This is a genomic window from Desulfatitalea tepidiphila (assembly GCF_001293685.1).
Taxonomy (GTDB): Bacteria; Desulfobacterota; Desulfobacteria; order Desulfobacterales; family Desulfosarcinaceae; genus Desulfatitalea; species Desulfatitalea tepidiphila.
Genome location: NZ_BCAG01000006.1, coordinates 416,683 through 430,677, shown reverse-complemented (window position 1 = coordinate 430,677; position 13,995 = coordinate 416,683). Strand labels below are relative to the sequence as shown.

General features: G+C 56.3%; 11 protein-coding genes. 3 read left to right on the top strand and 8 right to left on the bottom strand.

Annotation, left to right across the window (positions count from 1 at the left end; genetic code table 11):
• Window positions 1-163: 163 nt before the first annotated feature.
• The 3 genes from DFT_RS21905 to DFT_RS21895 form a co-directional block, all read right to left on the bottom strand.
• Window positions 164-2,752, bottom strand: a complete 2,589-nt coding sequence (locus DFT_RS21905; protein ID WP_054033360.1) for a PEP/pyruvate-binding domain-containing protein — start codon at window positions 2,750-2,752, stop codon at window positions 164-166.
• Between the two features lie 107 nt (window positions 2,753-2,859).
• Window positions 2,860-4,206, bottom strand: coding sequence for an NADP-specific glutamate dehydrogenase (gene gdhA, locus DFT_RS21900; protein ID WP_439950922.1), 1,347 nt, complete (start codon window positions 4,204-4,206; stop codon window positions 2,860-2,862).
• Complete coding sequence (locus DFT_RS21895) at window positions 4,206-4,781, bottom strand: hypothetical protein (RefSeq protein ID WP_054033358.1); 576 nt, start codon at window positions 4,779-4,781, stop codon at window positions 4,206-4,208. The genes gdhA and DFT_RS21895 overlap by 1 nt, the downstream gene beginning before the upstream one ends.
• 774 nt (window positions 4,782-5,555) lie before the next feature.
• Here DFT_RS21895 and DFT_RS21890 point away from each other — a divergent pair.
• From DFT_RS21890 to DFT_RS21880, 3 genes are all read left to right on the top strand, one after another.
• The gene (locus DFT_RS21890) at window positions 5,556-7,373 is read left to right on the top strand and encodes a sigma-54 interaction domain-containing protein (RefSeq protein ID WP_083453703.1); all 1,818 of its coding nucleotides are present in this window, start codon (window positions 5,556-5,558) and stop codon (window positions 7,371-7,373) included.
• 360 nt (window positions 7,374-7,733) lie between these two features.
• On the top strand, window positions 7,734-7,958 hold the full coding sequence (locus DFT_RS21885) for a hypothetical protein (RefSeq protein ID WP_054033356.1): 225 nt from the start codon (window positions 7,734-7,736) through the stop codon (window positions 7,956-7,958).
• A gap of 23 nt (window positions 7,959-7,981) precedes the next feature.
• Window positions 7,982-8,431 carry a hypothetical protein gene (locus tag DFT_RS21880; protein ID WP_054033355.1) on the top strand — a complete coding sequence of 150 codons (450 nt, stop codon included), beginning with the start codon at window positions 7,982-7,984 and terminating at the stop codon, window positions 8,429-8,431.
• 48 nt (window positions 8,432-8,479) lie between these two features.
• Here the strand turns inward: DFT_RS21880 and DFT_RS21875 are convergent, their stop codons facing one another.
• Genes DFT_RS21875 through ftsE form a run of 5 tightly spaced genes read right to left on the bottom strand, consistent with a single transcriptional unit; the run spans window position 8,480 to window position 13,842 of the window.
• A complete protein-coding gene (locus tag DFT_RS21875) occupies window positions 8,480-9,490 on the bottom strand; it encodes a divergent polysaccharide deacetylase family protein (RefSeq protein ID WP_054033354.1) in 1,011 nt (336 codons plus the stop codon).
• Window positions 9,483-10,829, bottom strand: a complete 1,347-nt coding sequence (locus DFT_RS21870) for a S41 family peptidase (RefSeq protein WP_054033353.1) — start codon at window positions 10,827-10,829, stop codon at window positions 9,483-9,485. The genes DFT_RS21875 and DFT_RS21870 overlap by 8 nt, the downstream gene beginning before the upstream one ends.
• A gap of 11 nt (window positions 10,830-10,840) precedes the next feature.
• The gene (locus DFT_RS21865) at window positions 10,841-12,268 is read right to left on the bottom strand and encodes a peptidoglycan DD-metalloendopeptidase family protein (RefSeq protein ID WP_054033352.1); all 1,428 of its coding nucleotides are present in this window, start codon (window positions 12,266-12,268) and stop codon (window positions 10,841-10,843) included.
• Entirely contained in the window at window positions 12,265-13,140 is an 876-nt protein-coding gene (gene ftsX, locus DFT_RS21860) for a permease-like cell division protein FtsX (protein ID WP_054033351.1), read from the bottom strand. Before ftsX ends, DFT_RS21865 begins: the two co-directional genes overlap by 4 nt.
• Before the next feature lie 15 nt (window positions 13,141-13,155).
• Window positions 13,156-13,842, bottom strand: coding sequence for a cell division ATP-binding protein FtsE (gene ftsE, locus DFT_RS21855; protein WP_054033350.1), 687 nt, complete (start codon window positions 13,840-13,842; stop codon window positions 13,156-13,158).
• Window positions 13,843-13,995 lie beyond the last annotated feature (153 nt).

The following is a 13,995-nucleotide window of genomic DNA, read 5'->3' as shown; positions in this document are numbered from 1 at the left end:
CCAAAGGGGCTCCTGGTCTGGATAAACCTTTAAGCATCGCGCCCGTATCGGGCCAACGGTCTTTTTTAGAGTGCGTGTCTCTATCGATTATGGGAAGGGCCGTATAAGATCAACCCCAAACCGTCGCGCTTCGACGGTCCGAAGAGGATTTTCATCATCTGGATCAAATCCGATAGCAGATCATTTTCTGGGTTTGAACATCCGACTGAAGGATCAGCTCTTTTTCTTCCAGCAAATACACCTTCACGACCTCTTCAATCCATTCAGGGCCGGATTCGAACCGGGACAGGGCATTCGGCCGGCCATCGAGCCATCCTGGATTGAAGACGACATCCGCCCTTTCCGGATAAAGGGCTGCATAAAAGACGTTGGCTTCGGTCAGATCATGAAAAAAATGGGTGCCGAAGGAGAGGTCGGGAATCAGGCTGCCGGCCCGATAGCTGATTTCCACCAGGACGTCGATGTGGTTGATTTCCGAAAAATTCACCGGAACGCCCATGGCCGGCGTTTTCGTGCCCCACCGGCCCGGTCCCATGAGCATGGTGGTACGGGTGCGGCGGTCGGCCACCTGGCGGTTGAGTCTACCGATCAACCGGGCCACGCTGTATTTTTCCGACATGCCCAAAGCCGCGTAGGCGGCCGGGTCGACCCAAATGATGGCCGCGATGGGCAGGGACACGTTGCCCCCCATGAAGTTGCCCTCTGTTCTAATAAAGATTCTTTCGGCGGGAACTTTTTCCGGCAGGGCCACATGGCCATGGTTGCCGATGGTCTGGAAGGGGCGGCACTGCAGCAGGTTGATCTGGATCTCCTCCGCTGCATCGTAATTCACGGTGAATTCCACCTCCACGGGCGTAGTATAGGCCTTTTCCAGCCGCTTGAGCATGGCGGCCATGGTCGGGATGAAGTCGGTGTGGGTGAAAAAATGGTCAAAGGTCAAAATCCACTGGTCCTGGTCGGGCCGCACCCCTTCACCGGCATAATGGTGGGTTTCGGTATCCCGGACCGCGATGGATTCCAGATGGATCTCGAGTTCTTTGGCCAGCAGCTGCCGCAGGGCGGTGGTCTGCAGCTCGTTTTCCTCCAGGTTGAGGTAATCCACGTAGTGCTGGGAATACTTCTTAAGGTCCCAGATGCCGGTCAGCGGTTTGACCACCGGATCGTCCATGGCCACGATGCGCGGATAGTCGTCCTCGACCCGGTTGACCGCCCGGGTGCCGAGCCCCATGACGATGCGCAGCATGCCGGCCGCCGGGTCCATGTTCTTTTTCCAGACATAGGGATTGTGGGAGAGACCCACGCCGGCCATTTCGGGAAAGAAGTAGCTTTTGCGATTTGCGCCCGAAACGCGCTGCACGAGGATGGCCATCTGCTCGTCCATTTGATCGAGGCCGCGTTGGAGACGGTAGGCCAGGGCATCCTCGTTCATCGTGCTGGCGTAGATTTGTTTGATGGCCTCTTCGAATTTCTCGTAGCGTTCGTCGGGAGAGGCCTGGTTTACGCAGAAGAAGCTGTCGTACTTGCCGGCAAAGGCGCTGCCGAACGCGTCTTCCAGAAGGCTGCTGGAGCGCACGATTATCGGGGACTGGCCGAAGTATTCGAGCATGAGCTGAAACCGTTCACGGATGCTTTCCGGAAAGGTGCCCCTGAGGATATTCTCTTTCAACTCGGCGGCCTTGGAAAAGTATCCCTCCCGGGTCTTGTGGGCCATGAACAGCTTCCACCAGCCGTTCTGAACGATGTAGGAGTAGAAGACATCCGATCCGATATAAAACGAATCGTGGTGCTCTAAAATGCGTGGCCAGTTCAAGCCGTTGTCGCGGATCAGGATATTGCGCGACAGCAGCATGCCCAAAGCCTTTCCGCCGATAAAACCCGTGCCGATCAACCGCTCCTTGATCTGCAGCAAATCTTCCAGGGACATGTAGCGGCGGATCAGCTCCAGCACCCGTTTGTTGCGGCTCAGCACCAGGCGGCTGAGTTGCTCGACCTTGTCCATTTTTTCGGCGGGGGTGGCCTGGGATGCCACCAGGCTTTCGGCCTGCATGAAGATGCGGTCCCAGTAATCCAGAATCCGCTGGGCATCCACGGCTTTCTCGCGCAGCAGATGGGAGAACAACTGGGTGGCTTCCACGCTGTTGATCACCGGCACGAGCTGGTCGCGCTCCTTGATGTGCGGGAAAAACATGGTGGGCGAGTAGCGGTCCTGGATCTTGATCGGATGGACGACCAGTTTGCGTTGGTAGCTGTAAACATCGATGAGGATCTGGGTTGTCTCCCGGATACGGGCGATGGCCTTGAACGAATGGCAGTTCCTCAATATCGCGAAATAGGCGATGGTATTCAATTCGAAAAGATAGGGGCATGTGACGAAGAAGAAATTGACGATCATCAGATCGGTGGCCCACTCGTGCAGCAGGTCGGAGAGCGAGTCGAAGACATAGAAGATGTCTTTGCCCTCCCGGGTGATGATACTGTGCACCTCCGAAGAGAAGGATTCGAAACCGGCGGCCACATTCAGCGTGTAGATGCGCAGGTTGGGGCGCTCTTCGAGCAGTGGTCCATGTCGCCCGAAACGCATGTAGACCACCCGCTCCTGGTTGGCGATGGCATGGTTGACGAAATTGGAGACCAGTTTGCGGTAGGCATCGATGTCGTCCACCTGCCACACCACGTTATCGCCGCGGCGCAGGTGATCGATGATGCTGTCCAGGCTCTTCCAACCGGTGCTGACGTGGGCGTAGTATGCCATCGGATCATGATCCCTTCGGCAGCGGCGAAGGTGCGGCCGTCGCATGATGGGCGACCCGATCGCACAGGCCGCCCATCATGTCTTGTGTCGAATATGAAATGGAACGATTAAACGATCCCGTAAGCCAGCATAGCCTTGGCTACTTTGAGGAACCCGGCGGTGTTCGCGCCGGCCACGTAATCGCCTTTTTTGCCATAGGCCTCGGCGGCATCGAGGCAGGACTTGTGGATGCTTTTCATGATGATCAGCAGCCGCTGGTCCACCTCTTCACGGGTCCACGACATCTTGAGGCTGTTCTGGCTCATCTCCAGACCCGATGTGGCCACGCCGCCGGCGTTGGCCGCTTTTCCTGGGCCGTAAAGAATATTGCTTTCCTGAAATACTTTGATCGCTTCGGGCGTGGAGGGCATGTTGGCCCCTTCGGCCACGCAGCGGCAACCGTTTTCCACCAGGGCCACGGCATTTTCCCCGCTGATTTCGTTCTGGGTGGCACAAGGCAGGGCGATGTCCACCTTGATGCCCTTCTTGCGGATCACGTCCCACACGTTCTCACCTTCAAAACACTCCGTGTTGTACTTTTCGGCGTACTCCTTGATGCGGCCCCGCCGATTGTTCTTCAGGTCCATAATGAAGCAGCACTTTTCAGTGGAGATGCCCGCTTCGTCCACCACGGTGGCGCTCGAATCGCACACCGTAATGGCCCGGGCACCCAGCTGGGTCACCTTTTCCACGGCGTATTGGGCGACATTGCCGGCCCCGCTGATGGCCACCACCTTATCCTTGAAATCCATCCCCCGGGTGGCCAGCATTTCGGCTGCAAAATAGGCTGTGCCATATCCCGTGGCCTCTGGCCGGATGAGGCTGCCGCCGTATTCGAGCCCTTTGCCGGTCAGCACACCGGTGTGCTCGTTGCGAATCTTCTTATAGTAGCCATACAAGTAACCGATTTCCCGGCCGCCTACACCGATATCTCCGGCCGGCACATCGGTTTCGGCGCCGATGTGCCGGAACAGCTCCATCATGAAGGACTGGCAGAAGCGCATGATTTCGGCGTCGGATTTGCCCTTGGGATCGAAATCGGATCCGCCTTTGCCGCCCCCCATGGGCAGGGTGGTCAGCGCGTTTTTAAAGACCTGTTCGAATCCGAGAAACTTGATGATGCTCAAGTTGACGGACGGGTGAAACCGCAACCCCCCTTTAAATGGACCGATGGCATTGTTGAATTGCACACGGTAGCCACGGTTGACATGGACCTTTCCCCTGTCGTCCATCCAGGGCACCCTGAAGATCACGGCTCGTTCCGGTTCTACGATCCTATCATAAATTCCCGCTTTGACAAATTCGGGATGACGTTGCGCGGTCGGCTCCAGTGTCTCCAAAACCTCTGTGACAGCCTGCTGAAATTCCTTCTGCTCAACATCCAACTGTGCTACGCGTGCGATGACATCTTGAATTACCGACACTGTGTTGCCTCCTTCTTTTGGTGTTTCTCCGATTGATATTCCCATACCGAGTATTTGCCATCATCTCTGATGGTATAAATTTTGGTGGGTTTGCCCTTTTTCAGGGTACTGGGTTGTCGCATCTTGTAGAATGTGAAATCATCGTATGCGATGCCTTGCTTGCCCAGGAATTCGCTCTCCAGCTCGGCGAGGCTGTCGAATCCGCTGCCGTAGAGCTCCAGCTTGGAAAAGAAGGGTTGCAGACTGTGCATGTCGGTCACCACGGCGAAGTGGGTGGGAAATGCCGGATCGCCGATGACCAGCAGATAGCGCTCTTCGGACTTGAGGATGTTGTAATTGGAGGGAACATCCTCCCGTTGGATGGGAACGAAGTGCTCCTTTAAAATGGCCGCGGCCTCCACATCGTCGATCTCTTCGGCCGACAGGATGTCCGGGCATTTCAGAACGCCCAAAACATAGAGTGCGATACTGAAGTTGCTGACCTGCTCGTAGATAGGATGCTCCCGGTTGCAAATCCGGCTGACTTCGTTGATTCTTTCAGAAATGTAAAGCCATTCACGATCCATAATGTCCCCCTTTTTTGGTGCGTTGAGCCGCACGATCCGACTTTTTAAATGCCGGTCGATGAAACGTCGTGGCACGCCGGTCAAGACAACCTTCCCTGGGCAAAAGCCGTGCCGAGTCATGAATAAATGGAGTGAAAATCTAACAGATTGATTATATAATAAATTTTCGATGCAGCGGCGACGGCCGCATAGGATTGCCGAAGACCCGGTGGTGATATATCAACACCCCATTCCGGACATTCGATCATAAAACGTGAAATGGGCCGCACGTCGCCCGGTCGGTCAGCATCAAGAGGTGCTGTTCAAAAATTGAGCAGCAGTGGTGACTCTTGTGCATAAGAAAAGGCGGCCGCTCAGATCACGGATGGTGGTTACGATTTTGCTTGACCCCTGCAGTGGCTGATGATCCTATTTTGGAGTTGCCTGTTTTCAGCGGTTCTAACTGAATGCGATTCACCTTGAAGGGTGTGCTTTCCAAGAGTTTTTGGATATAGAAATTCGCATCGGAACGGGCATGGCAGGCGTGGGTGGAGCAGGCGGCCAGGGCCGCATACGCCTGCGGTCAATAGTGCTGGTTGAATGCAAACGGCGGACAAGCGGCCCAGACTGTTTGAGCGCAGCGAGTTTCTGGGCCGCCCGCCGTGCATTTTACCGGCACTTGACCGCTTGGCGTGTGGCATCGGCCACCTGCTCCACCCACGCCGGGTTTAATGAACAGCATTCAGTTAGAATCCCTGTTCTTTTTTCACTGCGGTTGTCTGAGAATCCAAACTTATGCCAACACCCTCACCCGACAAGGTACCGATGGAACGCGCCGAGCAGCCGGCTCAACCTGCCGACCCATGCGTTTGCGATGCGGCTCGCCCCAACCCCCTGGCCGAGCGTATCAAGGAGCTCAATTGTCTGTACGGCATTTCCAATCTTTCCGAGAATCAGGACGTCTCTTTGTCTTGGATCATGCAGCGAGCCGTCGAACTGATCCCGGCGGCCTGGCAATACCCGGAGAATGCCTGCGCACGTATCATTTTGAACGGTCGCCATTATATCACCCGAAATTTCAAGGTCACCTCCTGGCGTCAGAATACGCGGATCATCCTCAATGGGCGACATGTCGGTGATGTGGATGTCTATTATCTCCAAGAGCCGCCGGGCAGAGGGGATAGCCCCTTTCTCGAAGAAGAGGAACGCCTGTTGAAAGCGATCGCCGAGCGCTTGAGCAAGGTGCTGTGGCTCAAGGAGTCGGAGGAGGCGCTCAAGGAGAGCGAGGAGCGGTACCGGGTGTTGACCGAGCAGGTCGCGGAAGGTGTGGCCTTGGTTCAAAACAGTCGATTCTGCTATGTCAATCCGGCATTCTGCAAGCTGTTCCAGATTCCCTCGGCCGAAGCCATGCGCGAAGGGTTGGTGCATCAACCGCCCCTGGGTAACGGCAATGAGATCGCCCGGTTCTACGGTGACAGGGCGGACCGTATCGTCGAATCCAGGGAGGAGGAGGTCCATGCCTTGTCGCGAGCCGACAAGCCCCTCTGGATTCAAGTGTGTCATAGTCCGATCAGCTTCAGGGGCCGGCCGGCCCTGCTGTCCACATTCAAGGACATCACCGATCTGAAAGAGCAGCAAATGGCCGCCCAGCGCAAGGCCCAGGCCCTGGACGATGAGAACCGGGTGCTGAGGTCCTCTTTGAAAGAACGCTATCGTCTGGGCGGTATTCTGGGGCGATCACCGGCAATGCAGGCGGTATACGAACTCATTCTCAAGGCAGCAGCCACGGATGCAAGCTTGGCCATATTCGGCGAGTCTGGATCCGGCAAGGAGCTGGTGGCGCGGGCCGTTCATGAGCACTGCGCCAGGAGTGGGGGGCGATTTGTGGCGGTCAATTGCGGGGCCATGCAGGAGTCTTTGTTCGAGCGCGAATTTTTTGGCCACTGCAAGGGGGCCTTCACGGGCGCGCATGCCGACGCGCCGGGGTACCTGGATTTGGCCGACGGCGGCACCTTGTTTCTGGACGAGGTCAGCGAGCTGACGGTTAACATGCAAGCCAAGCTGTTGCGGGCCATCGAAGGCAGCGGGTACAGGCCCATTGGCGGTACGGAGATAAAGAACAGCGATTTTCGTATCATATCTGCATCCAACGCTGCTCTCGGCGACAGGGTGCAGGCTGGATTGATGCGCAAGGATTTTTTTTACCGCATCCAGGTGGTGCAGATCGAGTTGCCCCCTTTGCGCCAGCGCAAAGAGGACATTCCGCTGCTGGTCGAGCACTTTTTGCATGAGATGAAACCGTTGCCCGACCCCTCGTGCGTGCCCGGCCGCATTATGGATCTCCTGGTGGAATACGATTGGCCCGGCAATGTGCGCGAACTTCGCAACGTGTTGCAGCGATATGTCACCCTGGGGCATTTAGAATTTTTGGCTCCTGGACCCCAACTCCAAATGGATCCTGTGCCCATCGGCCTCGACCTGCGGAAATCGGTTCAAAAATTGGAAAAATTTCTCGTCAACCAGGCGCTACAGCAATCCGGGGGCAATCGCACCCAGGCCGCCGCATTGTTGGGTATTTCGCGGCGAGCCCTCTTCCGTAAGATGTCCATCTGATTCCGAGTGCCATTGGCGCCCGTTGCCGGGCGATATCGCCCGCTCATTTTTTGTTTTTATTATCAGAATATTATCATCATATTAATATATTTTACGGGCGATTTTGACCCAGGGCCATGGTGCCTTCCAAGCCCATTTAATAAAATAAATTAATGATATCAAGTGGTTATGTTTAATCTCCGAATTGGCATTCCAATTGCTTTATGGTGGCAGCATACAATGTTCTTCAAGAAGTCGATCCGATAAATATTTAAAATCAATTTTTACGGTTTTATCACTTTTCAGAGGCCTCGTGACTCGCCAGGCCCACATAATATGTTGGGATGATTTGTGAAAACTTCGGGCAGGGAGCCGGCAACCATGGAACTGGTCAAAAATATCGCTTCGGGTAAATACTTTATTGTGGTCGATGAGCCCGATGAACAGGCCATTATGGTGATCACCCCCGAAGGCAAGGTCAAAAGCCTCGAACGGCGTTTGTTCGGGCCACAGGTGAGCGTTGAAAATAGTTTTTCAGATCTGGATCGACGACTGACACAGCGTCAATTGGACAAGTATGGCGAGTATGAGGCGTATGTGGACTAAAATTGTAAAAACAGGAGCCTATAATGGATAAAGACCCCTTTGGCAATTTGCGCGATTGGGGGCCGGTACTGGATCAGTTGGAACTTCTGGCGCAAGAAAACCGGCTATCGGATTGCCAGTCCGGCTTGATACGGATTCTTCGATACAAGGGGAACTGGCGGCTTCGAGAGGAGGCGCTCAAATGTGCCGCTCAGATTCAAACCCCGTGTGAGGCCTTGTTTTGTCAGGTGTTGAATATCCTTGCCGACGACAACCTTTACTACGATGCTAGAATATTGGCCAGTGATGCCTTGATTCGGCTGTTGAGATGTTCCGAAAATGGGTGTTCCCAGGATATCGGTCAGGAGCTGTGCAAAATTACGGAAAAGCTGAAAAGTACGCCGCAACCGCCGTTTTTCAACAAGGCGCTGACCCGTCTCTATGCAGAGGTGGATGCTTCCGCCGCCGCGCCTCTGCCGGTACAAGGGGTTTAATCATCTTATCAGTGCCCATCCACGAATAGGCAAATTTGTGGGTGGGCACTATTTTATTGCATTTGCCTGAGGCGATTCCACTATCATGGCCTGCCTCACCACCATGGAGGCCGGCACCAGCGAGACACTTTCCTTGAAGCGGGGTAAAAATTCCTCGAGCACCTGACAGGTGTTGGCATGGGGGTGTGCGATGCCCACGGCGTACCCCTGTTGCTGGGCCTGGTGAATCAGACGCTTAAGTTGGGATCGGATGAAGGCCGGATCATCGATATGATCGATGAAGATGTCCCGTTCGGCAAAGGGCAGTTGCAGCAGCTGGGCCGAAGGTCTCGCAACGGTCTCGGTGGTGGTGCGGCTGTCGATATAGTAAAGGTCGTGCTGTTTCAGGATCGAGAAGACCTGGCGCATGCGGTCGGAGGACGCGGAGATTTTGGATCCCATGTGATTGTTGACACCTTTTATTCCCTTGACCTGATCGAGGTTTGCCCTGAGCTGAGCGATCAGCTCATCGGGGTTCATTTCCGAGAGCAAAGCGCCGGGACCGGGCTTGACGGCCGGGTATTCATTGGGTTCCATGGGTAGATGGAGCATGATTTCAAGCCCCTGGGCGCGTGCCTGTTCGTTGATCTCACGACCGAACGGTGCATAGGGCAACATGGAAAAGGTCATGGGCACATCCATCGCCATAAATCGTTCTGCGATTCGGCGGTCATAGCCGATATCGTCGATGACGATAGCCACCAGAGGGGGGCGGGCTCCCGGCAACTGGGGCAGGCGGGTGGGCGGTTTGGCTGCAGGTGTGCCTTTGGGAAACACCTCGTATACCGGTAACTGGGGGGATTTCACTTCCGGTACGGGCAGACGCTCGTGGGGTTGGACGGCGGCGCTCGGCTGTTCCGGGGCTGTTCCGATCAGCCACTTGGCCACCACGCCGGCAGCCAACACCACCACCACCAGCACGGCGAGGCTGCTGAAGATTTTGAGGAGCTGGAGCGGTAGATCCGGACCTTTGGATGAACGCTTCGTACGTCGTTTGGCCTTGGTGCTCTTTTTAGCCATTGCCCAGTTTCTTGAAAATATCGTATCCGATCAGAATATCGAGAGCTCTGCGTACCTGGCTGTCTTTGACCAGTTGTTCCGGACTCAAAGGGCTCAGGCGGGCTTTGGCCGTGTCCTCTGTCGGCGTTTCGGTCTCTTCATTTTTGGCATCGGGGACCTGTTCGCCTTTACCGGCATCCAGGTGGTTGGCCAGGTCCTTTTCCTTGAAAAGGCGTTCTGCTTCAGAGGGTTGCTCCTCTATGATCCGGTGCGTCACCACGATGTCCGGCTCCACGCCCTTGGCCTGAATCGAGCGGCCGCTGGGGGTGTAATAGCGGGCAATGGTCAGCTTCAAGGCGTAACCGTCGCTGAGCGATTCGATGGACTGCACCGAGCCCTTGCCGAAGGAGGTGGTGCCGATGACGACCGCCCGTTTGTGGTCCTGAAGGGCGCCGGCCACGATTTCAGAGGCGCTGGCGCTCCCCCCGTTGATCAGGACCGCCATCGGATAGGTGCGCGGCGGATTGCTCGGGGTGGCTGGATAGACCTTGGTATGGCGCTGGAGGCGGCCCTTGCTGGTCATGATAATGCCTTCGTCGATGAACAGGTCCGAGATGTCGATGGCCTGGCCGAGAACACCCCCGGGATTGTCGCGCAGATCGAGGATCAGCCCCTTGAGCGGCGGGTCGGTGGCTTCCAGTTTTTCGAGAGCGGCCGTCAGGTCATCGTAGGTGTTCTCACGGAAATGGGTGATCCAGACATACCCATATCCCGGCTGCAGGAGGATCGATTTCACGCTGTGAATGGGGATCACGTCGCGGATGAGTTTAAAATCCAGTGCCTTGGGTTCTCCCTCGCGGATAATGGTGATGGTCACGGGGGTATTTTTAGGACCGCGCATGCGCTTGACGGCATCGGTCAGGTTGTCTGTGGGCGTGCCGTCCACCTTGATGATTTTATCTCCGGCCTTAATGCCGGCACGGTAGGCAGGTGTGCCCTCGATGGGGGAAATGACGGTGACCAGGTTGTTTCGCATGGTAACGTGAATTCCGATGCCGGTAAATTCGCCCTGGGTGTCGATCTGCAACTCCTTGAAAGCGTCCGGGGTCAGCAGGGAGGAGTGCGGGTCCAGGCTGCTCACCATGCCTTGGATGGCATCTTCGATCAGTTTTTTCTGGTCGACTTCGTCCACGTAATTTTTTTCGACGATGTCAATCACGTCTGAAAATATCTTGAGACCCTGGTAGGTCGCTTCGCGGTCGGCGGCAAGATTGCGGTAGGCCCCGGGCAGGAAGAGGGCGGCTGCCAACACGACGATGCCGATCCATATCCAGCGGGAGGTGTTACGGGAGTCAAGCATTGGAGGATCTCCTATCCTTTGTTGATCCACTCCAGGGGATCGATTGGTTTGCCATGGTGTCTGATTTCGAAATGGAGCGCCGGGCCGCTCAATGAACCCGAATCGCCAACCGTGGCAATGACTTCATCTTTGTCAATACGGTCGCCCTTGACCTTAAAGACCTCCTCCAGATGGGCATAGACCGTATAGTAATGGTGGCCATGGTCAATGATCAGCATGTTGCCGAACCCTTTGAACCAGCTCGAGAAAATGACGTATCCCTCCGAAACGGACCGGATCGGTTCTCCCCGTTCGGCGCTGATATTGATGCCGCTCTGGAAATTGACCAGATTGGCCTTTTCGTCCCGGTAAGGGCCGAAAAATGAAATGATCTTACCCTTTACCGGCCAACTGAGCAAGCCCTTGTATTGATCGAACCGTTGGTGGATTCCAAGACGGTCGGGCGCCGGTCGCGCCGTGTCGGCCCCCTGGGGCGGCTCGAACGAGGCCAGTGTGCTGTCCAGGTCCAGGGCGGCCTGGCGAAGCGCCTTGAAGGCCGCCTGTTCGAGCTCCTTTTGGTCCCGGATGTTTCCCAGAAGGGTCGTCCGTTTTTCCTGTTCGGCGTTTAACACGGCGATACGCTGGTTCAGATCGATTCTCAAAGCCTTTTGTTCGGCCCGTTTGGCATTGACCTGTTCCAGCAGTTGTTCCAGGGCGCTCTGATCGGCACGCAGCCGTTCGAGCACCGCTTCATCCTGGCTGAGGATCCGTTCCAGGGACGCCTTGCGTTGAACGAAGTCGTAGAATGAATGGGCCGTGGCCAACAGCTGCACCCTGCCGATCCAATTGAGTTTGTAAAGCGCGCGCAAGCGCTGGGCCGCGTATTCCCGGCCGGCGGCGATTCGCGCGTCGAGGGCGGCGTAGTCCCTTTCGATTTCCTGCGTCTTGGTTTCGAGTTGTTCCAGGGCATGGCGTGTGGCGCGCACCTCCCGGCGGTGCCGATCCAGGGCCTGCGCGGAGGCGTTGATCTCGTCGATCACCGCCTGCTCCTTGCGGCTGACGGCGTCGAGTTGTTTGCGCGACGCCGTCAGCTTGTGCTGGAGATCGTCGGCTTCACGCTGCCACGCCTCGCGTTTTTCGGCAGCCACGCGCTGGTCCGCAGCGAGGGACGTTACGGCCGATTCATCGATGGTGGTCAGCTGGACGTAACGATCGTCCTCAAGGATGTAGCCGGTCTGCCCGGCGTGTTCGATTTTTAGCCACCCCCTTGTGCGACCCAACACCCTGACCCGGCTCTCTTTGGCCAGGCGCAAGACGATCCGATACTCCTTTGCGGGTCCAGAGCGCACATTCAAGTTCGAGACTTGGATCGTGCCCACCTCGGCCGCCGGGGCGTTGCCCGTCCAGACGAGCAGGCCGGCGATCAGGACGATGGCGATATAAACTAAAGGACGATTCATTTCATAAACTGTTTCAGAGAGATCCAGCAGCCCATCCATCCCACCACGGTGCCCCCGGCCACGATCGAAACACAGACCAGAACAGGGAAAAAGCGCAGGGTCAGCAGGCCGCTGGCCAGGCTGGGCTGGAAGTGGCTGCTCAGGGAAAAATAGCCGATGTAAAGTGCGACCAGCCCGATGGTGGTTCCCAGGGCCCCCTGGATCATGCCTTCCAGGTAAAATGGGATCTTGATAAAACGATCGGTGGCACCCACCAGTCGCATGATTTCAATCTCGTCGCGTCGGGAATAGAGTACCAGACGGATCGTGTTGGCCACGATGAAGACGGTGGCCATGAAAAACAGGGCGCCGATGCCATAGCCGGCAATGCTGAACAGGTTGATGATGCTGCTGAATCGCTGGATCCACTGCTGGCCATATTCCACCTCCTCGACGGGTTCCAGGGCCTGAATCCGTTCGGCAAGAAACTGGAGTTGCACACTGTCGCGGGCGGCAGCCTCGAGGGTCACTTCGAAGGCGTCCGGCAGGGGATTTTCTTTGAGGTTTTCCAACAGGGCGGAGTGGTGGGGCATCTGGCCCTTGAGCCGCTCCATGGCCTCTTCCTTGGAGATGTAGGTCGCCTCCTGGACACCGGCGACCCCCTGAATTCGAAATTTGGTGTCCAGCCTGGCCGCTTCGGTGACACCGGGCTTCAGATAGACCATCATGCGGATGCCTTTTTGCCATTGGGTCAGCAACTCGCCGGCATTGATGAAAAAGAGTGCAAATGCCGAAGCGATCAGGATCGACAGGGCGATGGTCACGACCGTGATGGCGGCCAGAAATTGATTTTCCCTCAGGTCGTTGATGGCGCGCTTGAAAAACCGTCTCATTTCAGATCTCGGCCCCTAGTGCAGTTCGTCGGACCACAGCTGGCCGTCCCTTAGTTGCACCACCCGGCTGTTGCGCCGTTCGAGCAGTTTTTTGTCGTGGGTGGCCACGATAACGGTGGACCCGCGGGCGTGGAAGTCATCCAGGAACGTCATGATCACCTCGGCGGCCTCTTCGTCCAGGCTGCCGGTGGGTTCGTCGGCAAGGATGATTTTGGGGTCGCCGACCGCCGCCCGGGCAACGGCCACACGTTGCTGCTCGCCGCCAGAAAGGCTTTGGGGCAACGCGTTCATGCGATCTTCCATGCCCACGGTACGAAGGACGCTGCGGACTTTTTTGTCGATCAGGCGCGGTTTACGGCCGGCCGCTTCCAGGACCAGGGCCACATTTTCATAGACGGTCTTGGTCAGAATCAGTTTGTAGTCCTGGAAAATGATGCCGAATTTACGCCGGAGCACGGGGATGCGCCCCTGACCGATGCGCGACAGGTTCATGCCGTCGATCAGCACCTGGCCCTCGGTCACCGGCTCACCGAGATAGAGCAATTTAAGAAGGGTCGTCTTGCCGGCCCCGCTGCGGCCGGTGACGAACAAGAAATCGTTCTTGAAGATATCCAAGGTGACGTCTTTGAGGGCGAACTTGTTGCCATATCGTTTATGGACATGGAACATTCGAATGATGGCATCGCTGTTGGCTTGGATCATCTATCTCAAAACCCTATTGTATTGACCGCTACCGACAGGCCTGCTAAGAACGGCGCTGAGTTCAAGGAGTGCTGCCCCCAGTTTTCCTTGCTTAGCCTCCACTGGAACCCATCCAACGGCTTCTTCCAAACAGTGGAGGCTTTATTATCTCAT